We start from the raw sequence: 22244 nt of genomic DNA, 5'->3' as shown, positions 1-22244 counted from the left end.
CTCTCACCGAGGCGAGCCAGCGCGCTGACCGCCAGGTGTGTGAGGGCTGTCTCGCCCCCCGGGTTCGGGCGCTGCTCGCCTCTCGTACTGCACCGGGTGGCCCCGCGCTGTGGCGCCTACTTCACGATCGTCACTTGACCAGGAGCCGGTGCGACGCGGAGTTGAAGATGTCCTGGGCCGTTCCTGAGACGACAGGCCTGGGACAGGGAAGCGCGATTTATTCCGGGAGTCGGCGGCTTTATTCCAGCCCTGATGGTCTTGTGACATCTCCTTGCAGAGGTCACTGTCGGAGGGCCAATGAGGCCGCCTCTCCAGCAGGCAGCTGAGTGGGCGGGAATCCAGTCGAGTACGACAAGGGGAAGTGACGGGACGTCTGAGTCATGGGGTGAAGATCCCAAGGACCACAAGTGGCTCGAGAAGCACATCCTCTATGTCCACATCGACCGGCCATATTACGGCCGGTCTTGCACACCCCTGGCAGCGAACAGTCCGTGGGGAGCCCAAAGAGCAGCAGAGGAGTTGAGGTCATGGAGCGCACCCCATGAGCTGCGCACACGAGCCTCACGAGAGCCAGATATCGAAGCTGACCATTCATACTTCGGGGAAATAATGACCGCTGTTTTCGTTCACGGAGTACCCGAGACCGGGCGTCTTTGGGACCCCCTCCGGCGCCACCTCAAAGTTGATTCTCTCGCCCTGAACCTGCCAGGCTTTTCGACGCCCCGGCCAGCCGGGTTCGGCGCGACGATGGATGACTACGTCCGCTGGCTGTCAGGCGAGTTGAGGGGCATCTCGGGACCTGTCGACCTGGTTGGGCACGACTGGGGCGCACTTCTTGTGGCACGCGTCGCCATGCTGGACTTTCTGACGCTGCGCAGCTGGGCGATGGACGTCGCGTCCATCCTTCACCCCGAGTATGTCTGGCACGATCAGGCCCAACTGTGGCAGACCTCAGGGGCAGGAGAACAGTGGGCGCAGACCATGCGGGGGAATACGACCGTCGCCACCGCCGCGCTTACGGCCGCAGGTGTTCCCGCTGAGGATGCCTCAGACATGGGTGCACAATTCGACGCCACTATGGCTGGCTGCATCCTGGACCTTTACCGCTCCGCGACGCCCAACCCATACGCTCATTGGGGTGGGGACCTGACTCGAACAGCAGCCCCTGGCTTAGTGATCCAGCCTCTGAGCGACCCCTACGACGACCAGATCAACTCCCAGAAGGTTGCCGAGCGTCTCGGAGCGCATGTGGAATGCCTGCCGGCCCAAAGTCACTGGTGGATGCTGAGCGCTCCCGAAGAGGGTGCCGCTGCCTTGCTGCGGTTCTGGAAGACCGTGGGCATGGACTCGTGAGTACCTCTCGGCGCCCAGTAGCGCCGATCCAGCTCTGGCGTGGTTCTACCGCCAGACTTCATCGGACACAGAAGGGATGAAAGCAGCCGTGTCTGACGCATTGATCCTGGGCAGCGGCCCGGCAGGGTTGATGACTGCAATCTTGCTGGCGGCAGAAGGCAGGCAGGTCACCCTCGTCGACCGCGATCCACCGCCCCCAAGGGCAAGGGAGACGACCTGTATGCGGGTTGGAAGCGCCTCGGCGTGCGTCAGTTTTCACAGGCGCACCTCCTATTGCCAGGAGGATTCCGCCTACTGGCCAAGGAGTCTCCCGAGTCGGTGGACCGCATGCTCGATCTGGGCGCCGTCAGCCACAACATCATCGCAGGAGCATGGCATGTCGGGGCGATAGACGGCCCGCGCGAGGATGACGGCCGGTTCGAGACAGTGGCCGTACGGCGTCCTGTACTTGAGGCCTCTTTGCTTGCCGTGGCGGAGGGGCACCCCGGAATTACCGTGCGACGTGGCCTCCGGGTCAATCGGCTGAAGACGGAGGAGCCCCGCGCAGGCCATTGTCGGCGTGTCAGAGGGGTGGCCTGTGAGGGGGGCGAGGAGATCGACGCCGAATTGGTCGTTGATGCCTCCGGCCGGGGCGCGAGCGGGGCAGCAATGCTCAGGGATGTGGGACTCGCACCGTACGAGCAGCGGGCGGAGGCGGGTTTCCGCTACTACACGCGGTTCTTCCGTTCCGAATACTTGGCCTCCCGACTGCCGCCATGGGCGGGGTTTCAGCACGACAGCGTCAGCATCCTTGTCCTGCCCGGTGACTCCGGAACCTGGTCGGTGACGTTCGTGACGTCCGACCGCGATCAGGAGCTCCGGGGTCTGAGCAACCGCGATGCCTGGCACCGAGCGATACAGCTCTACCCCACCGAAGCACATTGGGCCGAAGGGAAGCCCGTCACGGATGTGATCGCCACCGGTGGTCTACGCAGCGCGCACCGTTGCCTCGTCGTAGCTGGAGAGCCTGTGGTCACCGGGATCGTGGCGGTGGGAGACGCATGGGCCTCCACCAACCCGTTCTTCGGTGCTGGCATGACCACGGCATTCCGGCATGCTGCACTGCTCCGGGACACAATGCGCCTTGTTGACACGAGGGACGCCTCGGCATTTTCGATGACGTTCGCTGCCGCGACAGAGCGTCACCTGCTGCCACTCTGGCGTGGTTTCAACGACTGGGACCGGCACCGTCTGGCCGAGGTGGATCACGAGATGATGGGTCGGCGCTACACGACGGACGATCCTTTCTGGCAGAAGCGCGTAGCACTCGAAGCGGCACGCGCGAAAGACCCCGATGTCCTGCGTGCTGCCGCCGACATCAGCGGCCTCCTCGCGGGGCCGGAGGTGTTGGCAAGGCCCAGTATCAAAGAGCGGATAGCCGCATTGAGCGCCGGGGCTTCTCGATATCACTATCCCGGGCCTGTGCGCGGCGATTTGCTTGCCGCAGTCACCGCCGGATGACCCTTCGACTAAGAGCGCAGAATGAATGTAGCCATTGCAGGTACCACAACGTGAACATAATGGTCGGGCGTATGCCGATAACCCGCGCCGTCTTCGCCGGAGCAGTTCAAGACGTCGCGGCCTTCAACGGTTCGCACTCTTACCAGCCTTCAGGGAGAGCTGGCCTATGCCGATCGAGGAACTGAGCGGTGCTGTTCAGTACGTGATGGATCTCATAGGTATCTTCGCCTTCGCTCTCTCTGGGGCGTTCCTCGCGGTACGCAAGGACTTCGATATCTTCGGGACGGTCATCCTCAGTGAGGCGGCGGGCCTTGGCGGCGGTCTTTTCCGTGACCTAGTGCTCGGGATCACCCCGGTCGCTTTCACTGACCTCGGCTACTTCTTCACGCCCTGCGTCGCTGCGCTGATCGTTTACTTTGGCTACCGGCTCCGCCATGACGAAAAGGTGTACGAGGGCAAGCCATTCGACATCTCCGACGCGGCGGCGCTGGGACTCTTCAGCGTCACCGGCACGATCAAGGCGCTCTCCCACGGCCTCAATAGTCCCGCTGCCGTTACGCTCGGCAGTGCCAGCGCCGTCGGTGGTGGCGTCCTCGCCTATCTTCTCGCTTTCGAACAGCCGACGCTGCTCCGCTGGAACCGTGATCTGTACGCACTGCCTGCGTTCGTCGGCGCGACCTCGGTGGCGATGCTGTATAACTCGGCGCTGCTGAACGTTGGTACCGCCATTGGTGCCTCACTGTTCGCCTTCGTGCTGCGACTCCTGGCGCTGCGTTACAGCTGGCGAACCCCACGTTCGCAGTTCTGGCGCAATCCGTTCGCAGGCATGCGGCAACAGCCGCCGCCGGCGAGTCAGGCCCCGGACCTCGCGCCGTCCATGCAAGCCGACATGCCAACATTGCCTTCCGTCAATGTTGGCAGGACCACGCCACCCCCCTCGGCAGCCGACACAGTCACACTGCGGCGCATCGATATGGGGCCGCTATCCCGACGCGGTGACGGCGTCCAGCCAACGACTCCAACGCTGGGCTCCGACCAAGACCCTCGGCTCCTTCTCCACTGGCCGGCGCGACGAGACCACAATGGTCAAGACCATGCCTCACCGGGCCGGTAGTCCGGGCAAGACACGCCTCACCCGTCATCATGCGCCAACTCGTGAGCTTGGCTCCGTTGGGGATCTTGGAGGTGCCTAGGTCAGGTGCCCGGGGCTAGCCAGGGCTTCGGTCATCTCGCCCCGGCCGAGGTTGTCCTGGAAGGCAGTAGGCCGACGGGCCGTGGGTGCTTCTTCGGTCGGCGACAGCCGGCCGAGGCGCTAGATGCTGACTGCGATGGCTGTCAGGACGTGCTGGATGTGGGCATTTGAGTGGGCCTCGGTATCGGCAGCGTCGCATGCCGTGTCCGTGGGCGAACTCGTCGACGGTTCCCTCCACTCCAGAGCGGACCGCGTAGCGGCTCTTCCTCGCAGGCGTCTACTGCTGGGAGCGGACGGCTCATGGACCGATACGACAGAGATGAGGGCAACGGACCCTCCGTGCGGCACGCAGCAGGGACACCGGGCCTCCCGCCGGGGCGGAAATCCGGTCCCTCGCCGGAGCCTGCACCGCTGCCTGGTATCCGTCACCTGACATGGATGCCTTCCTGCACGCCCCAGCATGTCCATGGTGCGGAGTGAGCCGTACGCGGATGCCCAGCGTACGGTTCGCTCCCCGCAGCCATCTGTCGAGGATCATGAGGAGGTCGACGATGCCGTATTTGGGGGCGATGAGTGAGCGGTAGCGGGCGCCGGTGACCTCGGCGGTGGCCGGGACCGGGTCGCCCGTTGGATTGCCGCGCAGGTCGCAGGGGCCGACGAGGATGTCGCCGCGGCCCCGGATCCGCTTGACCTTCCAGGAGTCGGTCGGGGTCCGTATGCCCAGAGGGTCTCCGTCGCGTTCCACCCACACCGGGGTGGAGACCGGGGTGCCGTTCTTGCGGTAGCTGGTGATCAGCCTGTACTTGCCGGCGCCGAGCTGTTCCAACAGCGTGTCGTGCACGGCGCGTTTCTGCTCCTTGCTGTTGAGTTCGGGGTCGTCGGCCACCGGGGGCGTAGCGACGTCACTTCGTGCATGGGAAGGCGTTCTTCGATGGGGTTTCAGCTCAGCGGCACGTCGAGGACGGCCTTGCGGTGGCTGAACGTCTCGATGGAGTAGCGGCCGTGGTAGTTGCCCATGCCGCTCTCGCCGACGCCGCCGAAGGGAAGCGTCGGCACGGCGAGGTGGTGCATCGGCAGGCCGAAGTTGAGGCCGCCGGAGGAGGTCTCGGCGGCGAGTCGGCGCTTGGTGGTGTTGTTCTCGGTGAAGGCGTACAGGGCGAGGGGTTTGTCGCGGTCGTTGATGAACGCGATGGCCTCGTCCAGGTCCGCGACGGGCAGGATCGGCAGGATGGGGCCGAAGATCTCCTCCCGCATCACCGGCTCGTCGGGCCGGACGTCGGCCAGCACGGTCGGTGCGATGTACTTGTCCGCGCGGTCGCTCTGCCCGCCGGTGACCGTGCGGCCGGAACCCAGCAGCGCGGACAGCCGGTCGAAGTGCCGCTCGTTGACGATCCGCCCGTAGGCGTCGGAGCTCTGCGGGTCCCCGCCGAACAGCCCCTTGATCGCGACGGCCAGAGCCGCTTGCAGTTCGGCCGCGGTGTCCGGGTCGGTCAGGACGTAGTCGGGGGCGACGCAGGTCTGTCCGGCGTTGGCGAACTTCGTCTGCGCCAGGCGCTGTGCGACCGTGGTGACGTCGGCGTCCCGGTCCACGAACACCGGTGACTTGCCGCCGAGTTCAAGGGCGACGGGGGTGAGGTTCCTCGCGGCGGCGGCCATCACGATGCGGCCGACGGTGCCGTTGCCCGTGTAGAAGATGTGGTCGAAATGCTGCTCCAGCAGCACCGTGGTCTCCGGAGCGCCGCCCTCGACGACCGCGGTCGCGTCGGTGTCGAGATACGCGGGCAGCAGCTCGGCCAGCAATGCCGAGGTGTGGGCGGCGTACTCGGCGGGCTTGATGACGACCGCGTTTCCGGCGGCGAGCGCGCCCGCGACGGGCACCAGCAGCAGATTGATCGGGTAGTTCCACGCGGAGATGACGAGGGCGAGACCCAGGGGGTCGAACTGGGTGCGGGCGCTGCTGCCCGGAACGCCGGGCACCGTCACGGGGGCGGGCTGCGGAGCGGTCCACTCCTCCAGGTGCTCCAGGTAGTCGTCGATCTCGACGATCGTGGTGCCGATCTCCATGGCATCGACCTCGGCGCGGTTCTTGCGCAGGTCGGCGTAGAGGGCGTCGGCTATCGCCGCGCGGTTGTCGGTGAGCAGGTCGCGCAGGCGGATCAGCTGCTGTCGGCGCCATGCCAGGGGCTTGGTGCGGCCGGTGCGGAAGGTGGCGCGCAGCCGGTCGACCAGCGCGGAGGCTTCGGCGGTGGTGAAGGTGTCATCGGGCGTGAAGGCTGCCTTGGTGTCAATCACAGTCCTGTCCTGTCTTGTTCGGATCGGAGGGGAAGCTGTTCGGCACCGGAAGAGAGCCAGTCGGCTTCCAAGGGAAGGAGCGTCGTGGCCGGGCCGGTGGTGTAGTCAGGACGTGGCGGCAGTGGCGGCAGTGGCGGCAGTGGCGGCCGTGCGCTCGGGAGTGGTCTCGCCGTCGCTCGACTGGGCGGGCCTGGGTTCGTCGTCGCTCGACGCGACGGGCGTTCCGATGGCGGACGACGGGGACCTGCGGCGGATCGCAAGGCCGACCATGGCTACAGCGATCACCAGCACGAAGGCCATACCGGCGAGGGCGAAGCTCAGGGTGTACTGGCTTTCGGCGGGCAGGGCGGGGACCCCGGCGGGCAGGCTGTCGAGCGTCTTGGAGGCGAGCAGCGAGGTGACGACCGCGCTGCCGATCGCACTGCCGGTGGAGCGGGAGATGGAGTTGATGCCGTTGGCGATGCCGGTCTGGTGGTGGGGAACACCGGCGACGATCAGGGCGGGCATCGCGGCGTAGCCGAAGCTGATGGCGACGCCGACGACCATGCCGGCCAGGATCACCGACGCGGTGGTGTCGTGGGCGAGGGTGAGCCAGGCGAATCCGACGACGCCGAAGGCGGCACCGGCGGCCAGGGTGAGACGCGCACCGATGCGGCGTACCAGCACGCCTCCGAACTGCGCGGCGACCAGCGAGATGAGGGCAGAGGGCAGGAGGTAGACGACGGAGGCGCGCAGGACGGAGGCCCCGAAGCCGTAACCGGCGATCTCGGAAGGCGTCTGGACGAGGTAGGAGACGCCTATGAACTGCGCGAACATGGCGAATCCGACGAGCAGTCCGGCGATGTTGGTGAACAGCACCGGCCGGTGGACGAACATCTTCATGTCGACCAGGGGGTCGCGGACCCTGCGTTCGACAACGACCCAGAGGGCCGCCGTGACGACGGCGCCGGCGAACAGAGCGAGCGTGCGGACCGAGGTCCAGCCCCAGGTGTGCCCCTGCGAGATGGGCAGCAGGATCAGCACGAGCAGCAGGGCGAGGCCTGCGGCCCCCAGCCAGTCGGTGCGCCCGCCCGTCCTGGTGCGCGGCGCGGGGACGACGACCGCGACCGCGATCAGGGCGACGACGGCGAGCGCGGCGGCCAGCCAGAAGACCTGGTGATAGTCGGGGGCGGCGCCGGTGGTGAGCAGGCCGGCGCTCACCAGGGCTAGGCCGCTGCCGAACCCGAGGGTCCCGCTGACCAGGGCCATGGCGCCGGGCAGCCGTGCGGGAGCGACCTCCTGGCGCAGCACGGACAGCGCGAGCGGGAAGATCGCGGTGGCGGCGCCCTGCATCACGCGGGCCACGATGAGCCACAGCATCGAACTCGTGGTCGCGGCGAGCACCGATCCGGCGACCATCACCACCAGCACGCCGAGCAGCGTCGGCTTCGTGCCGCGCTGGTCGCCGAGGCGGCCCAGCAGCGGCGTGAAGACCGCAGCCGACAGCAGGGTGGCGGTGGTGACCCAGCTGACCTGGGCCGTGGTGGCGCCGAGGTCGTTCTGGATGATGCCGAGGATCGGGATGACCAGGGTCTGCATCATCGACACGACCATGGCGGCGAGGCCCAGCACCAGGACGAGGCTGAGGCTGCCGGTGCGGCGTTCCGGCGCGGCGGCGAGGGAGGACGTCACGGTCTTCTTTCCGGTGGAAGGTTGTGGTTGCCCGAAGGGCGAAGCATTCGAAGATTGGTCGAGGTGCCAAACCATTGAGGTACTCGATGCTTGAGGACATCAAACAATGGGAAGCCGGTAGATGTCAAAAGTTGAGGTGCTCAAGCTTTACGCGGTACCCTCAACGCATGCCAGCCATCCCGTCCAAGGAGCAGCTCATGGAGCTGCTCGCTCATTCGGTCAGCACGCACTACGCCGACTTCACGGCCGCAGCCGCCGACTTGGGCCTCACCTCCAGTCAGGCGAAGACCCTCTCTGTACTGCGCCGCGCGCCCGCCTCGATGCGCTCGCTCGCGACCACCCTCGCCTGTGACGCGTCGAACATGACGGGGATCATCGACCGGCTCGAAAGGCGTGACCTGGTCCACAGAGAGGTCAGCGCCACCGACCGCCGCGTGAAGAACGTCGCCCTCACCGAGACGGGTCAGAAGGCCATCGACACGATCCGTCAGCAGATGGAGCAGACGCAGACCGGCCTGGACAAGCTGTCCGACGAAGAGCGCGCCGAGCTCTTCCGCCTGCTCACGGTCGTGTTTCCGCGCTGATGCGCGCGGGCGCGGGTGCCGTACGTCGAAGAGCCGGGCGGTGGCTGAAGCGGAAAGACCTGTGCGCCGACTGGATCCCGCCCGTCCGCGGCCGGGTCGGTCGGCCCCGCCGCAAGCCGGACTCGCTGTTCGCCGACCGGGGCTACGGCCACGACATCTACCGCGACCGTCCGCGCCCGCGGCATCGAGATCTGCCCTGGGAAGCATCCGGCGTCCTATGAGACGGCAACACCATGCTGCAGTTCACACTTGTCCTGCTGGAGGTGCAGTCGGCGGAGGTCTTGCAGTACAGCGATGGGAAAGGAGTGCTGAACCCACTTCGCCCGATAGCCGTCCTCGCCGTGAACCTGCAGTACTGACTGAGCGGCCTCCATGACGACATGACCAAGAAGGCCTCGCGACTGCGTGGAGCTCCAGACGAGCGTGCCTTCCTGGTCAGGCGCATCGAAGCTCGCGGACATGTCAGGGAAGCGGTAGATCGCCAGGCCAACGTCCGAACCCCTGCTTCGCAGCACCCACCTCACTTCAGCCGGTTCAAGGTCAAAAGAAAAGCGCTGGACAGGTATGGGGCCGTACAGACCCGCCACACCGCGAAGCAAGTCGGCAAGAGCGTCCATGCATTAGCTGACGATGTCCTTCCGCTCCGAAGAGCTGTCCTTGATCAGACACGTCGCCCACCCGCTGCCACTCAATTCCCAGCTGAACTGGAGACCACTGGTCATCGCACCCCACCCTGTGATCGTCTCCGAAGACGGTACAGCGCAGAGGCAGGCGGATCTCCTCGCATCCAGCACAATCAACGCCGACGACCTCACCAGTCAGAAGACCACCTGGTTGGTTCGGCAGCTGCGGGCGGCATCCTCTGCTACTTCATTGTGTTAGCCGTTGTAACTCGCTCGCAAAGTCTCACGATCCAGGGAAAGGCGAAAGCACCCGAACAGGCGTAACCGCTCTGTCCAGGTGCCCGGTGTCACCGTCCGTCGTCGGCCGGGGAAGCGTCGAGAGGCAGAGAACGCGTCGGCGCCGCCACTCGTCGGTCCCCGGCTGCGACGACCACGTCGACCTCACCCCGCCGGCGCGCTGATCTCCCTCTTGAGGATCTTGCCGCTGGGGCCGGTCGGCAGGGTGTCCACGAGCCACACCTCGCGCGGGTACTTGTACGCCGCCACCCGCTCCTTGACGAACAGTCGGAGCTCGTCGGGCGTGGCCGCGGCGCCCGGGCGCAGCACCACCGCGGCCGCGATCTCCTCGCCCAGATGTGCGTCGGCCACGCCCACCACCGCGGCCAGTGCGACGGCCGGGTGCTCGTGGAGCACCTCCTCGATCTCGCGCGGGTAGACGTTGTAGCCGCCGCGGATGATCATGTCCTTCTTGCGGTCGACGATGTACAGGTAGCCGTCTTCGTCCTGGCGTGCGAGGTCGCCGCTGCGCAGCCAGCCGTCCGGGATGGTGGCCGCAGTCTCCTCCGGGCGGTTCCAGTACCCCTTCATCACGTTCGGCCCGCGCACGGTCAGTTCACCGATCTCGCCGGGAGCCACCTCCTGGCCCTTGTCGTCGAGAAGCCGCACCTCCACGTCCTTGATCGGGGTGCCGATGGAGCCGGCCTTGCGCGGCCGGTCGGGGTGATTGAAGGTGACCACCGGACTCGTCTCGGACATGCCGAAGCCCTCCAGCACCACGCAGCCGAAGCGACTCTCGAAGCCGTGCAGGACCTCCACCGGCAGCGAGGCTCCGCCGGACACGCACATCCGCAGCGTGGACACGTCCGCCTCGGACGGGTGCTGGAGCAGCGCCGCGTACATGGTCGGTACGCCCTCGAAGATCGTCGCCCGGTCGCGGGCGACGGCGTCCAGCACGGTCTGCGGGTCGAAGCGCGGGATCAGGGTGAGCGAGGCGCCGGCGCGGACAGTCACGCTCATCGTGCAGATCTGCCCGAAGATGTGGAACAGCGGCAGACAGCCCACGACCACGTCGTCCGCCGTCATCTGCTGCACATGCACCGTGTTGACCTCGGTGTTGTGCCGGAGCCCGGTGTGGGTGAGGGTGGCGCCCTTCGGCCGGCCGGTGGTGCCAGAGGTGTACAGCAGTACGGCCACGTCCTCGCCGTCCGGGTCGCTCACCTCCGACAGCGGCTCGTGACCCGCCAGCAGGCCCGCGAAGGCGACGGGCTCGACAGCCATGTGCCGCACTCCGGCGGCGGCCGCGCCCTGCGCGCCCTCGCCGGGCGCCTGGTGCCACTCGAAGAGCATCTCCGCGCCCGAGTCGCGCAGGTGGTACTCGGTCTCCCGGGTCTTCAGCAGCGGATTCATCGGTACGACGACCCCTCCGGCGCGCAGCACGCCGTAGTACAGGACGACGAACTCGGGAACGTTGGGCAGCATCAGAGCGACCCGGTCTCCCGGTCGTACGCCCTCTGCCCGCAGCAGCGCGGCGGCGCGAGCGCTGCCCTCGTCGAGTTCCGCGTAGCTGGTGACCTGGCCTCCCAGCCGCAGCGCGGGGCGTTCCGGCTGCCGCCGTGCCGTCTCCACCAGGAACTGAGCCAGATTGGCCATGACCGCCTCCACGAATGTCACCGTCGAAATCCGCTGTTCACGCTGACGACATCGTGCAGATGTCCGTGGCGACGGCCTATATGGGCCAGGACAGCGTCCGGCCTCCTGGATTGTTCCTGGGGACAAAACAGGGGCGTTACGCTGCGAGAATGAACCTCTCAGGTGTGGTCTCGGCACTTCAGGCGAGGCTGCCGGAACTGGGCGAGCGGATGGCGCAGCGCATCCGCTCGGACGTCGACGCCTACAAGGACGAGTCGCTGATCCCCTTCGAGTCGCTGCGTCGCTCGTGCACCGCCAACGCGGACCTGCTCCTGGACCAGCTCGGCCGTGCGGGTGCGCGGGCCCCGAGCCCGGCCCGGGAGACCGGACGACTGCGCGCCGAGCAGGGAGTGCCGCTGGCGGACACCCTGCACGCGTACCGGATCGGCTTCGAGCTCCTGTGGACGGACATCCTCGCCGAGGCACGCAACCGTCCCGAGGTCACCGACGCCCAACTGGTGTCCCAGTCCGCGGAGATCTGGGCCCTGTTCGGCCGATACGCGGAGGCGGTGGCGGCGGCCTACCGGGAGACGACCGCCGAGCTGACCTCCCGACGTCAGGCACGCCGCTCGGCAATGGTGGAAGCCTTGTTCTCCGGCACAATCGCCGACCGCACGCTGTGGGAGACCGCCCGCGAGCTGGGCCTGCCCGACCGCGGACCCTACCTGGTCGCCGCCGCGGCGGCCGACGCCCCCGGCGAGGAGCCGCTGGCGGGAACGGAAGCGGCACTGCGCCAGGCCCAGATCCCCTTCGCCTGGCGGCTGCTGCCCGACCAGCAGATCGGTCTGGCCGCCCTGCCCACGGCGACGGCGGAGCGCGCCTGTCTGAACATCCTGCGCCGGGCGGGCGCCCGCGTAGGTGTCAGCCCGTGCTTCGACTCGCTGCGAGACACCCCCCAGGCTCTACGCTTCGCCCGTCTGGCCCTGGCCGGCCTCCAGGGCGCAGGCCCCGGCGTCGCACGGTTCGACGACAACCCGCTGGCCATGGTCGTCGCCGCCGCCCCGGCCGAGGCGGCGCACCTCGTGGAGGTGGTCCTCCGGCCACTGCTCGATAGCCCGGCCGCGGAGCGTGCCCGTCTCCTCGACACCCTGGAGCACTGGTACGCCGCCGCAGGCTCCGCCACGGACGCAGCACGGAGCCTCTTCGTCCACCCCAACACCGTCCGCTACCGACTGCGCCGCGTCGAGGAGCTGACGGGCCGCTCACTGTCCGATCCGCGAGCGGCGGCGGACATCGGCGCCGCGCTGCTGGCGGTCCGCCGGCCTGGTGCCTCATCCATTGACGTCATTCAGTAACTCGACGGCGTACTTGCAAACCGTCATCCCGCGCGGGGCAGCAACTGGAGGAGATCGACGCAGTGCTCGACAACCACGTGGACGCTGCAGATCTCAGAGCCCGCTCCGGACCGCTCCGCAACGTCACCCGCGACGATGAGCCACTCGACCCGATACCCGCGTGCGTCGACGACCAGTCCGACGTGCAGACAACCACTGCCGTCCGGTGTGATCGGGGGCAAACAGGCGTACAGCGGCCTTCCACTGGATACGGGGCTCAGCTTCGGCGAGGTGAAGGGGTGCCACGGTGACCGTTGTCGGCGCCCCAGCAGCGTGGGGTAACCGGTCGAGGGTCTGGGCGCTCTTGAGGTTCTCCGCCAGGCAGTGCGTCGAGAAGTGCATCGTTCATGTGCATCGGGACACCGCGACGGGCCTCCTGGGTTCCAGCAACATTCCGGAAAGGGGGAGATCGTCTTCCGTGCGGGTGTTGGCCCGGTGCGATCCCGCTCAGTGAAGCTTGCCGCGAGCGCTGACGTACCCTGATCGGTCGGTCTGATCGGAGTGATGCACTGTGCTTAGCGAAGAGGCGGACGACGAGATCGTCGGTTGGTTGGCCGATCCGCCGAGGCATACGCCGAGGCTCGTGCTGCGCGGTGCACCGGGCGTGGGGAAGACGGCTGTTCTGGCAGGGCTGCATAGGCAGATTCCCGGCTCGTTCTTCCTGGACTGCCGTGGGCTGACCGCGGACCAGGTACTGCGCCGGCTCCTGGCGTACTTCCGTCTCGAGGCCGTCCGTCGTCCCTTGGGCGACCCGCTGCGGGACACATTGGCGGGGCTGCGCCGGGGCGGGATCGTGTTTCTCGCCAATGTGCAGTGGGCGGGGCCCCTTTGCTCGTCGACGGAGTCGCGTCTCATCGACCGTCTGGTCGGGGAGTTCAGCAGCCGGGGTCGCGGTCGTGTGCTTCCGGTCCTGGAGCTCGGTGAGCCGGACGACCGGGCCGATGCCGATCGCCCCAACGAGATCCTGCTGGAAGGCCGGCCTGAGGAGCTCGATCCCACGACGCTGCTCGCCGAGCATCCCGCGGTCCGCGCGCTTGCCTGGAATGAGCTGCGCGAAATCCCGCTCTCCGTATGGGAGTTCATCGCTACTGCGTTGGGCGATACGGACACCGAGGGCGCCCTGCGCCACATCGTGCGACAGCTGCCCGACGTACTGCGTCTCGACGTCGACAACACGGGCGCCCCGATCGTCCGGCTGGCCTCGGACGCACTCCGACACCGGCTCCGCAAGGCGGATCCGATGACCGCCGCGGAGCAACGGGCCATCACCGACGCTCTCCTCTCCGAGGCGTCCGCGACCGCCGAAGGCGTGGCCGATGTGCGGATTGCGGCCTACGCCCGCCGCGCGCTCGCCATCCACGCCGCCCTCTCCGGCACACTGCCCCGACTCCTCGACGAACAGCCCGCACTCGTGGCGAACGCCGATCGCGCCTCGCTCCAGCAAGCGATCAGGCTTGCCTGGCCCGGCGGCCCTCCGCCGGGCGGCGTCGCCGCGGACGCCCACTACTTGGACCGCGACGGCGTCACTCCCGACACCCAGAGCGAGTGGCTGGCCTGGCTGCACTGGGCGGCGGTCAACCGGGGACGCCGTGACTGGGCCGACCGGCTCGAAAGCGCCGCTCCCGTGCCGCTGGCCTGGCGCACCGTATGGTCGAAGTGGCGTCCCTACGGTGTGATGGGCCCCCTGCACGCGCTGCCCGGTCCCACTCGTGGCATCGACATCGGTACGTACGCGGGGAGGCTCGTCGTCGCCGGTGAGTACGCCGGCGTCTTCAGTCGGCAGGAAATCGAGGCGGCGCTGCCCGACCCCCGTGATGACTGGGGCGACGACCAGGTACGCGAACGCGTGTGGCGGTTGTCCGACGGTCAGGAGTTGCTGGAGCCCAGAGTGGTCCACCAGTTCATCACCGACGAGGGGAACGTGGAGCGGACGGTCGGCAGTGCCCTGGACAGCCGTCGATACGCCGGCTCGCCCGGAGCCGGCGGTCCCGACTGGCCGGGGCTGCTGATCGCACGCAGCGGAGCGGAGCAGGCAAGCGAGGGTCGGTGGGTAGCGTACGGCTCAAGAGGCATCTACGCCTTCGACGTCCTGCACCCCGAGGACCTGATCGCCGGTCCCGGGTTCTGGCAACGGCCCCTCGTCCCCTCGCCCCCGTCAACCTCCCTGTGGCCCTTGCCCGCTCCCGTCGCCGAACAAGGCCGGGCGCTCGACGCATGGTTCACCACCACGTTCGGCGACCAGGCACTGCGCCGCCTTGCCCTCACCGGCCTACCAGCCGGCCTCACCGACCCACGGGCCCGAGCGACCCTCGCCGAAACCGGCTTCCCCGCCCTGGACGGAACCGCTCCGGCGTTCCTGACCACGATCGCCCTCGACCGGACCGGCCTCGAACCCTACGACTCTCCTGAGCGCGCCTACCTCATCGGACACTGGCTCACCCAGCCCGTGATCCTGGACGGCCGCACCGGCCGCGTCCTGCTCCCCTCCGCCGCCGGAACCGAACACCTCGGCGGCAGCCTGCCTCAGTTCATGACCCTCATCGGCCTGTACCGCCTGCTGCTCCAGAGCGATTTCCCCGCCCGAAGCGACGAAGCATGGGACGCCCGCCTCAGCCTGAAAGCCTGGGCACGCGAGATCGACCCCGAAGCCGCGGCGTCACGCTCCTGGCAGGCAGCACTCGACGGCCATCTGGACAACCTCTGAGCGGTTGCAGCTTCAGCGCCTGCTTACGGGGCGGCACGCCGGGCCACTTCGTGGGCGGACCTGCGCCGACGAGTAACCACCAGCATCAATGAGCTTCTTCAGCGTTGCCGCTCCAGGGTGAGGACAGCTTTCGCGATTGACGTCATGCGGTTTGAGCTGCATCGGGATCTGCGGAAGATCCGCCAGGACTTCAGGCGCGCGACGCCGCGTTCGACCGGCGCCCGTGCCGCGGCCAAGGCCCGATTCCGAGTCTTCTCGATGAGGCTCAGTTCCTGCAGGGGCCTGGTTTGATGCCCGTGGTCACCCAGGGCCGCCGCCCTGGTAGGCGAGGTCGGCCAGGACGGGGACGCCCTGACGCTCGCAGATGCGGATGATCCGGTGGGTGCGGGCCGCAGTCAGGTCGTGAGTTCGTCCCGGCAACGCGGGTGAGAGCCACAGCAGCCGGCCGTCCGGATCGGTGACCACCTGCACGTTCACGCCGTGCCAGCGGTGCTTGTGGGAGTAGTCGGCGTGTCCGTCGCCCGACCCGGTCGCATTCGGCGAGCGTGCCGTCCAGCAGGACGAAGCCCGCATCGGCCTCGCGCAGGACCTTCAGCAGACCCGGGGCACGGTCGGCAAGCAGGTTGATGACGGCGCTGGTGTAGGCGTGGGCGGTGGACTCGCTGACCCCGAACCCGGCAGCGATCTTCGCCAGGGTGGTGTGCTCGCGCAGATAGATGACCAACGAGGCCCCCTAGCAACGTGATCGAGACGTCAGACATCTCGATCAACAGCCCGGGGGCCTCGCTCGTTGCGCTTCGCGGCCGTCACCTGATCGGTGGCCAACTCGAAGAAACTCATTGAACTTCAACCAACTCGAAGGTCAACGTCAGCGTGAGGCGTCACCAAACTCATGGCCAGCGACAACTAGTCCTCTCCGGGGACCGCCATTTCTCCAAGTAGGGACCAGTCGTCCTGCGGAACGGTCATGTTAACGATGCGCGGCGTCTTGACCAGATGAGGCGGCAGCGTCTGCTGCGCGGCCTTGAAGTGCGCGGACTGCACATGCGCGGCCCCAGCCTCTTCGTCGCGGAAGGCCTCGACCAAGACGTACTCCGTGGGCTCCTCCACGCTGCGCGACCAGTCGAACCACAGGCATCCGGGCTCGGCGCGCGTCGCCCGGGTGAACTCGGCGCTGATCTCGGGCCAGCGGTCGGCGTGCTCGGGGCGGACACGAAACTTGGCGGTGATGAAGATCATGGGATTCCTTCGCTGATATCGGTTGCAGCGCCTCCGCCGCGTGGCGGGGCGGAGGGGGGAAGCGGTCGTGTCGCGTACGGCGGGGGCGGTGCGGGCTCATCCATGGGCGGGTGGGGCCGGGCGTGCATTCCGGCCGTGCTGCCAGGACGTACCGCGACACGATCGTACGAGTTCGGAAGGCGACATCGTGGATGGCCACCCGAGTGGTCGTCACGACCGGAGGACCAGCTGACCGTCCACGTAGGGAAGGACCTTGGCGCGGGGGAGGTGTACGAGGACCTCCTCGCCCGTCGGAGTTCCCTCCTCGCGCGGTGTCTTGGCCCTGACGAGTTGCCCGCCGACCTCGACTTCGAGCACGCGTTGCGCGCCGTGGTCGCTGATACGGCGCAGCCGGCCGGGGAAGGTGTTGGCGCCGGGTTCCGTGACGACCTTGACGTACTCGGGCCGGACGCCAACTTGGACCTCGGTCGTATTGCCGGGGACGTCCCAGGCGACCGACAGGGGCCTGCCGCCCAGCGCGAAGGGGCCGTCGTTGCGGTCCACGGTCAGGAAGTTCATCGCCGGTGAGCCGATGAAGTAGCCGACGTATGTGGAAGAGGGCGCCTCGAACAACTGCTCAGGGGTGCCTTGCTGGACGGCGCGGCCGTCCTTCATGACGAGCAGTTCCTGCGCGAAGCTCATCGCCTCGTACTGGTCGTGCGTCACATAGATCACCGTGGGCCGGAACTGCTCGGTGATCTCTCGGATCTTGCGCCGCAGCGAGTGCTTCAGCTGCGGGTCGATCACGGTGAGCGGCTCGTCCATCAGGACGGCCGCCACGTCGTCACGGACCAGGCCGCGGCCGAGTGAGATCAGCTGCTTGTCGTCGGCGGTGAGCCCGCGAGCGGGCTGCTTCAACCGGTCGTGCAGGTCCAGGGCCTCGGCAACCTGGCGGACCTTGGCGTCGGTCCTCGCCTTGTCCCAGCGTCGGCACTGCAGCGGGAAGGCGAGGTTGTCGTAGACCGTCATCGACTTGTAGATGACGGGGAACTGGAAGACCTGGGCGATGTTGCGCGCCTTGGTGGGCAGGGCGGTGACGTCGACGCCGTCGAACAGCACCCGCCCTTGGGATGGTCTGACCAGGCCGGACAGGATGTTCAGCAGGGTTGTCTTGCCGCAGCCCGAGGGCCCGACCAGGGCATAGGTCTTGCCGGACTCGAAGGTCAGCTTCAGCGGCTTGAGAGCCCACCGATCCTCCTCGGCACCCGGCGCGTACGCGTGCCCGACGTCGACGATGTCCAACTGCGCCATATCAACGGCCTTCCACTGAAGCGAGATCGTACGAAGGTGTCTGCACGAGCGCCCCCCGCTCGTCGAAGGCGAACAGCCGGTCGGGACGGAGCCGGAGCCTGACCAGGTCGCCGAGGGCGACGTCGTGGATGCCCTCGATCTGTACGACGAAGGGGGTCTCGCCGACGACCACGTGGACGAAGGTCTCGGATCCGGAGATCTCGACGAACGTGACCTCGCCTTCGACACCGCTGGAAGCCAGGCTGACGTCAGTGGCGCGCAGGCCGAACTGGTAGGCGCCGTCGGGCAGGTCGGCCAGGTGCGCGGAGACGTGCGTGGCTTGGAAGCCGGCCACCGTGACCTGGCCGCCCTCGAGTCGGCCCGCGAAGATGTTCATGGGCGGGTCGTTGATGATGGACGCCACCGTGGTGGTCGCCGGGCGTTCGAAGACCTCCTGCGGGGTGCCGCTCTGGAGGATTTGGCCCTCGTGCATGACAAGGACCACGTCCCCGAGCATCATCGCCTCGGCGGGTTCGGTGGTCGTGTAAATGACGATCGCGTCGCCCCGGTCCGAGAAGAGGGCCTTGAACTCGTCGCGCAGCTGTTCACGCAACTTGTAGTCCAGGTTCGCCAGCGGCTCGTCGAGCAGGAGGATGCCGGTGCCACGGGCCAGCGCGCGAGCCATCGCGACGCGCTGCTGCTGGCCGCCGGAGAGCTGGGAGGGCTTGCGCTTCTCGAAGTCCGCCAGCCCCACGCTCGCCAGACTCTGCCGGACTCGCTGCTTGACCTCGTCCCGTGACAGCCCGGCCCGCTTCAGCGGGAAGGCCACGTTGTCGTACACGTTGAGGTGCGGGTAGTTGATGAACTGCTGGTAGACCATGGCGGTGTCGCGCCGCCATACCGGCGTCTTCAGGAAGTCGGCTCCCGCCCGGGTCAGCGAGCCGGAGTCCACCTTTTGCAGGCCGGCCAGGGCTCGCAGCAGCGTTGTCTTCCCCGCCATCGTCCGGCCGATGATGGTGTGGAGCCGTCCCGGCCGGAAGGTGGCGGTCACGTTCTTGAGGTGGTCGACGCCGTCGACGGTCAGGCACAGATCGGTGGTGCTGAGGTTCATCGGACCGCTCCCGAGAGGTTCCCCTTGGACAGGAGGCGCTCGACCCAGAGGGCGAGCAGGATCAGCGGTGCCACGCCGAAGAGCGCGGCGGCGGACAGCGTCCACCACGGTGGAATGGAGGAGTTGAGAGCGACGACCGCCTGAGGCAGGGTCTGGACCTCGGTGAAGGTCAGCCGGAAGGCGAAGAAGAAGTCGTTCCAGCCGAACACGGCGCAGAACATCGCCGCGACGGTCAGCCCTGGCAGGGAGTTCGGCAGGATGGCCCGTACGAAGGTCTGGAACGGGGGGCAGCCGTCCAGCATCGCCATCTCGTCGATCTCGCGGGGGATGCCGTTGAAGAAGTCCACCATTACCCAGACCGCGATGGGTAGAAGGAGCGCGACCGTCACGATGACCAGGCCCGGGATGGTGTCCAGGAGGCCGCCCCACTGCAGGAGGTAGAAGAAGGGGATCACCAGGACGACGGGCGGCATGATCCGTTGGGAGACGAAGAAGAAGACGATGTCGCTGTTCTTGATGAAGCCCAGCCTGAACCGGTACCGGGAGAGCGCGTAGGCGGCCAGTGACCCGAGGGCCAGGCTGATGGCGGACGCGGCGATCGTGACGATGGCACTGTTGATGAAGGGATCGATCACGTCGACGCCGCCGGCTCCGCCGAAGATGTTGCGCCAGCCGGTGAGGGTGGGCTCGTACTGGGCCCAGGGGACGTAGGTGGGACCGCCCTGGACGGCGTTGGCGTTCTTGAAGCTGGTCGTCATGGCCCAGAAGAACGGTCCCGCGACGAAGCACGCCCACAGGGCGATCACGGTGTACTTGAACACGGGATAAAGGCGCGACCTCATGAATCCCCCTTCAGCTTGAGGGCCCTGGTGAGAAGGGCGGCGACGATCGTGAGCGTGACGATCATCAGGACGAGGTAGGTCAGGGACATCGCCCCGCTGTAGCCGGTCTGCTGATCGCGGAGGCCCTGGATGTAGAGGTAGTAGCCCGGGGTCTCGGTGGAGGACCCCGGTCCGCCGGACGTCAGGACGTAGACGCTGTCGGAGAGCTTGGACGCCTCGATCAGCCGGATGATGACCGCCGCCACCGAGACCGGTGCCATCAGCGGGAAGGTCACCTTCCAGAAGGTGCGCCAGGTGCCGGCGCCGTCGATCGCGGCGGCCATGAACGGTTCCTTGGGAAGGCTGAGCAGGCCGGCCAGCAGCAACAGGAACATGAAGGGGGTCCACTGCCAGACCTCGACGGTCATCAGCGCGAACAGGGCCGGTCCGGACTCGGTGAGCCAGGGAATCCTCGGCAGGCCCAGCATCCCCAGGAGGTCGTTCATCGGCCCCAGCGACTCATGGAAGATCGTCTGCCAGATGGCGGCCATCACCACGGGGGTGGTCATCATGGGGACGAGGAAGAGCACCCGCCAGAATCTGCGGCCGCGTGCCTCGCGCCAGACCAGGAGGGCCATGCCGAAGCCGATGAGGTACTGGATCAGGACTGTGCCGCCCGCGAGCAGGATCAGCCGGGTGATGGAGGTCCAGAATCGACTGTCGTCCAGCATCGCGGTGTAGTTGGCGCCTCCGATGAAGTCCATCTGAGGGTTGCTGACGTTCCAGCCGGAGAAGCTGACGCGGATGGTGAACAGAAGGGGGAAGATGATGATCAGGAAGAGCGTGAGCAGTCCCGGCAGGAGGAACATGCTCTTGTGCCGGCGCAGGCCGTCCATGGGTCTCCTTGCGGAAGGAAGCGGGATCCCCCGGATGGCCGGCCGGTGCGGTCCGGCCACCCGGGATGCCCTGCGTTCGGATCAGGACTCGTCCTCGAGCGCGACCACGTTGCGATAGGCGCTCTGGACCTTGTCCTTGCCGATCTGGTCGGTGATCTTGGCCCATTCCCTGGCCACGCCGTCCAGCGCCCGCTGCGGGGACTCCTGGCCCGCCAGCGCCGCGGCGACTCCGTTGGCCAGCGCGGACATGTACTGGTTGACGCCGGGGACACGCAGGTCGAAGACCCGGTTGGGGTTCTCCTCCATGCCGGAGAGCGTGTCCACGTACGCCTTGGCGACGTCCTTGTCCCAGCCCTGCTTCTCCCAGAACTCGGGTGCGAAGTGGGAGATGCGGTAGGGGTTGACGCCGAAACGTCCGATGGTCAGGTCGAGAGCGGTGTTGGCCTCGTTGCTGAAGAAGCACAGGTAGTCGAAGGCCATCTCCTGGTGGCTGGAGGCCTTGGCCACCGCGGAGGTCCATCCCCAGGTGAAGTAGGCCGCCTGGTTCGCCTTCTTGTCCCACGCCTTCGTGGTGCGGTTGTAGACCTCGGTGGAGCCCGGTAGCGGCGCCGCCTGAACCGTGTTGCGGATTTTGCTGTCCGGCTGCTGGGCCTGGATGAAGGCGTCGTCCCAGGAGTAGGACATCAGGGTCTGGCCGCCTCCGAAGGAGAAGATCTCGTCTCCCAGGCCGAAGTTGGAGCCGCCGGGTGCCCAGGTGGACTTCGCCTTGACCATGTCTTGCAGGGCGCGGACGAAGCCGGGCGTGTTGATGAGCGGCTTCATGGTCTCTTCGTCGAAGAAGACACCGCCCTTGACGTCCGGATTCTTCACGTAGGGCGCCGCCCGGCTGATGAACGCGGAGAACGTCAGGTCATCGCGCTTGGTGACCTCGGCGCTGCCGTAGTTCTTCTTGCCGTCGCCGTCGAAGTCCTTGCCGCTGAAGGCCTCGGCTATGTCCTGGTATTCGGTCCAGGTGGTGGGGACCTTCAGGTCCTTGCCCGTCGCCTTCTTGTACTGTGCCTGCCACTTGGGGTCCTGCAGCACATCGGCGCGGATCTTGAGGTAGTGCCGGTCGCCGTCCACCGGGTACTGCATGACCTTGCCGTCCCAGGTCGCCACGTCCATGTAGGCCGCGGTGACGTCCTGCATGCCGGTGGTGTTGAGGTACTTCTCCGGGACCGGTGCCAGGTACGGGGCCATGTCGCCGATCCACAGGGACGGGTAGAACATGACGTCGTACGCCGGCTGGCCCGCCTGAAGGGGCGTGAGGATCTTCTGGTGCAGCTCGCCGAAGGGGACGTTGACCACCTCGACCTTCCCGCCGGTGATCTCCTCGAACTGCTTGGCATGCAGTTGCGTCGGCTCACCGATGACCGGGACGGCATGGCTGATGATCTTCAGTGTCTGCCCCGAGTAGTCCTTGCGGCTGATCGACTCGTAGCTGCAGGAGCCGGGGACGTCCTTGACCTTCGTCGTCGGGTAGTTCTTGCCGTACTTCTGGTAGCTGATGTCCGAGCCGGACTTGAAGAGCGCGGTCTTCTCCTTGGGCTTTTGCTGTGCCTCGTCCTGGGCGGTACACGCGGTGGCGGTCAGAGCCGCTGCGGCCGCTACGGCGACCAGGCCCTTGTACGGTCTGCTGCGCATGGGG

At 67.2% G+C, this 22244-nt stretch carries 16 protein-coding genes and 4 pseudogenes; 8 read left to right on the top strand and 12 right to left on the bottom strand.

Going from position 1 to position 22244, the window contains the following annotated elements; genetic code table 11:
• The first annotated feature begins 297 nt into the window (after positions 1-297).
• The 4 genes and pseudogenes from CP983_RS00175 to CP983_RS00160 all read left to right on the top strand — a co-directional run.
• On the top strand, positions 298-1353 hold the full coding sequence (locus tag CP983_RS00175; RefSeq protein ID WP_150498011.1) for an alpha/beta fold hydrolase: 1056 nt from the start codon (positions 298-300) through the stop codon (positions 1351-1353).
• A gap of 76 nt (positions 1354-1429) precedes the next feature.
• Complete coding sequence (locus CP983_RS45145; RefSeq protein ID WP_150498010.1) at positions 1430-1744, top strand: FAD-dependent monooxygenase; 315 nt, start codon at positions 1430-1432, stop codon at positions 1742-1744.
• Complete coding sequence (locus CP983_RS00165) at positions 1672-2853, top strand: NAD(P)/FAD-dependent oxidoreductase (protein ID WP_150498009.1); 1182 nt, start codon at positions 1672-1674, stop codon at positions 2851-2853. Before CP983_RS45145 ends, CP983_RS00165 begins: the two co-directional genes overlap by 73 nt.
• A gap of 166 nt (positions 2854-3019) precedes the next feature.
• A pseudogene (locus tag CP983_RS00160) lies at positions 3020-3652 on the top strand (trimeric intracellular cation channel family protein); the annotation flags it as partial.
• A gap of 871 nt (positions 3653-4523) precedes the next feature.
• Here the strand turns inward: CP983_RS00160 and CP983_RS00150 are convergent.
• The 3 genes and pseudogenes from CP983_RS00150 to CP983_RS00140 form a co-directional block, all read right to left on the bottom strand.
• Positions 4524-4886 (bottom strand): annotated as a pseudogene (locus tag CP983_RS00150) (PPOX class F420-dependent oxidoreductase); the annotation flags it as partial.
• A 98-nt stretch (positions 4887-4984) separates the two neighbouring features.
• Positions 4985-6334, bottom strand: coding sequence for an aldehyde dehydrogenase family protein (locus CP983_RS00145; RefSeq protein ID WP_150506254.1), 1350 nt, complete (start codon positions 6332-6334; stop codon positions 4985-4987).
• Positions 6335-6442: 108 nt separating this feature from the next.
• A complete protein-coding gene (locus CP983_RS00140) occupies positions 6443-8008 on the bottom strand; it encodes an MFS transporter (RefSeq protein WP_373309772.1) in 1566 nt (521 codons plus the stop codon).
• Positions 8009-8175: 167 nt separating this feature from the next.
• On the opposite strand from CP983_RS00140, the gene CP983_RS00135 reads away from it, so the two are divergent.
• On the top strand, positions 8176-8592 hold the full coding sequence (locus CP983_RS00135) for a MarR family winged helix-turn-helix transcriptional regulator (protein ID WP_229914584.1): 417 nt from the start codon (positions 8176-8178) through the stop codon (positions 8590-8592).
• A gap of 68 nt (positions 8593-8660) precedes the next feature.
• Positions 8661-8774: pseudogene (locus tag CP983_RS00130) on the top strand (IS5/IS1182 family transposase); the annotation flags it as partial.
• A gap of 33 nt (positions 8775-8807) precedes the next feature.
• On the opposite strand, the gene CP983_RS00125 reads toward CP983_RS00130, so the two are convergent.
• Together CP983_RS00125 and CP983_RS00120 are read right to left on the bottom strand one after the other, a co-directional pair.
• Positions 8808-9209: a hypothetical protein gene (locus tag CP983_RS00125; RefSeq protein WP_229914583.1), complete on the bottom strand. Its 402-nt coding sequence runs from the start codon at positions 9207-9209 to the stop codon at positions 8808-8810.
• Between the two features lie 447 nt (positions 9210-9656).
• A complete protein-coding gene (locus CP983_RS00120; protein ID WP_150498006.1) occupies positions 9657-11144 on the bottom strand; it encodes a long-chain-fatty-acid--CoA ligase in 1488 nt (495 codons plus the stop codon).
• Between the two features lie 149 nt (positions 11145-11293).
• Between CP983_RS00120 and CP983_RS00115 the strand changes: the two genes are divergently transcribed.
• Together CP983_RS00115 and CP983_RS00110 are read left to right on the top strand one after the other, a co-directional pair.
• Positions 11294-12478 carry a PucR family transcriptional regulator gene (locus CP983_RS00115; protein ID WP_373309771.1) on the top strand — a complete coding sequence of 395 codons (1185 nt, stop codon included), beginning with the start codon at positions 11294-11296 and terminating at the stop codon, positions 12476-12478.
• 643 nt (positions 12479-13121) lie between these two features.
• A complete protein-coding gene (locus CP983_RS00110; protein WP_150498005.1) occupies positions 13122-15221 on the top strand; it encodes an SUKH-4 family immunity protein in 2100 nt (699 codons plus the stop codon).
• A gap of 98 nt (positions 15222-15319) precedes the next feature.
• On the opposite strand, the pseudogene CP983_RS00105 reads toward CP983_RS00110, so the two are convergent.
• The 7 genes and pseudogenes from CP983_RS00105 to CP983_RS00075 all read right to left on the bottom strand — a co-directional run.
• A pseudogene (locus CP983_RS00105) lies at positions 15320-15942 on the bottom strand (transposase); the annotation flags it as partial.
• 185 nt (positions 15943-16127) lie between these two features.
• Positions 16128-16460, bottom strand: coding sequence for a putative quinol monooxygenase (locus CP983_RS00100; protein ID WP_150498004.1), 333 nt, complete (start codon positions 16458-16460; stop codon positions 16128-16130).
• 210 nt (positions 16461-16670) lie between these two features.
• A complete protein-coding gene (locus tag CP983_RS00095; protein WP_150498003.1) occupies positions 16671-17750 on the bottom strand; it encodes an ABC transporter ATP-binding protein in 1080 nt (359 codons plus the stop codon).
• A gap of 1 nt (position 17751) precedes the next feature.
• Positions 17752-18840, bottom strand: coding sequence for an ABC transporter ATP-binding protein (locus tag CP983_RS00090; RefSeq protein ID WP_150498002.1), 1089 nt, complete (start codon positions 18838-18840; stop codon positions 17752-17754).
• A complete protein-coding gene (locus CP983_RS00085) occupies positions 18837-19682 on the bottom strand; it encodes a carbohydrate ABC transporter permease (RefSeq protein ID WP_150498001.1) in 846 nt (281 codons plus the stop codon). Before CP983_RS00085 ends, CP983_RS00090 begins: the two co-directional genes overlap by 4 nt.
• Positions 19679-20557 carry a carbohydrate ABC transporter permease gene (locus CP983_RS00080; protein WP_150498000.1) on the bottom strand — a complete coding sequence of 293 codons (879 nt, stop codon included), beginning with the start codon at positions 20555-20557 and terminating at the stop codon, positions 19679-19681. The genes CP983_RS00085 and CP983_RS00080 overlap by 4 nt, the downstream gene beginning before the upstream one ends.
• Positions 20558-20638: 81 nt before the next feature.
• Positions 20639-22240 carry an extracellular solute-binding protein gene (locus tag CP983_RS00075; RefSeq protein WP_150497999.1) on the bottom strand — a complete coding sequence of 534 codons (1602 nt, stop codon included), beginning with the start codon at positions 22238-22240 and terminating at the stop codon, positions 20639-20641.
• Between the last annotated feature and the right edge of the window lie 4 nt (positions 22241-22244).

Origin of the sequence: Streptomyces chartreusis (assembly GCF_008704715.1) — a bacterium.
Classification (GTDB): domain Bacteria; phylum Actinomycetota; class Actinomycetes; order Streptomycetales; family Streptomycetaceae; genus Streptomyces; species Streptomyces chartreusis.
This window is presented reverse-complemented; position numbering and strand designations above follow the sequence as displayed.

Bases quoted from the DNA above. Each gene is read 5' to 3' on its own strand.
- CP983_RS00175 (WP_150498011.1), top strand. From the start codon at position 298: ATGAGGCCGCCTCTCCAGCAGGCAGCTGAGTGGGCGGGAATCCAGTCG.
- CP983_RS45145 (WP_150498010.1), top strand. From the start codon at position 1,430: ATGAAAGCAGCCGTGTCTGACGCATTGATCCTGGGCAGCGGCCCGGCA.
- CP983_RS00135 (WP_229914584.1), top strand. From the start codon at position 8,176: ATGCCAGCCATCCCGTCCAAGGAGCAGCTCATGGAGCTGCTCGCTCAT.
- CP983_RS00125 (WP_229914583.1), bottom strand. From the start codon at position 9,209: ATGGACGCTCTTGCCGACTTGCTTCGCGGTGTGGCGGGTCTGTACGGC.
- CP983_RS00120 (WP_150498006.1), bottom strand. From the start codon at position 11,144: ATGGCCAATCTGGCTCAGTTCCTGGTGGAGACGGCACGGCGGCAGCCG.
- CP983_RS00115 (WP_373309771.1), top strand. From the start codon at position 11,294: ATGAACCTCTCAGGTGTGGTCTCGGCACTTCAGGCGAGGCTGCCGGAA.
- CP983_RS00100 (WP_150498004.1), bottom strand. From the start codon at position 16,460: ATGATCTTCATCACCGCCAAGTTTCGTGTCCGCCCCGAGCACGCCGAC.
- CP983_RS00095 (WP_150498003.1), bottom strand. From the start codon at position 17,750: ATGGCGCAGTTGGACATCGTCGACGTCGGGCACGCGTACGCGCCGGGT.
- CP983_RS00090 (WP_150498002.1), bottom strand. From the start codon at position 18,840: ATGAACCTCAGCACCACCGATCTGTGCCTGACCGTCGACGGCGTCGAC.
- CP983_RS00085 (WP_150498001.1), bottom strand. From the start codon at position 19,682: ATGAGGTCGCGCCTTTATCCCGTGTTCAAGTACACCGTGATCGCCCTG.
- CP983_RS00080 (WP_150498000.1), bottom strand. From the start codon at position 20,557: ATGGACGGCCTGCGCCGGCACAAGAGCATGTTCCTCCTGCCGGGACTG.
- CP983_RS00075 (WP_150497999.1), bottom strand. From the start codon at position 22,240: ATGCGCAGCAGACCGTACAAGGGCCTGGTCGCCGTAGCGGCCGCAGCG.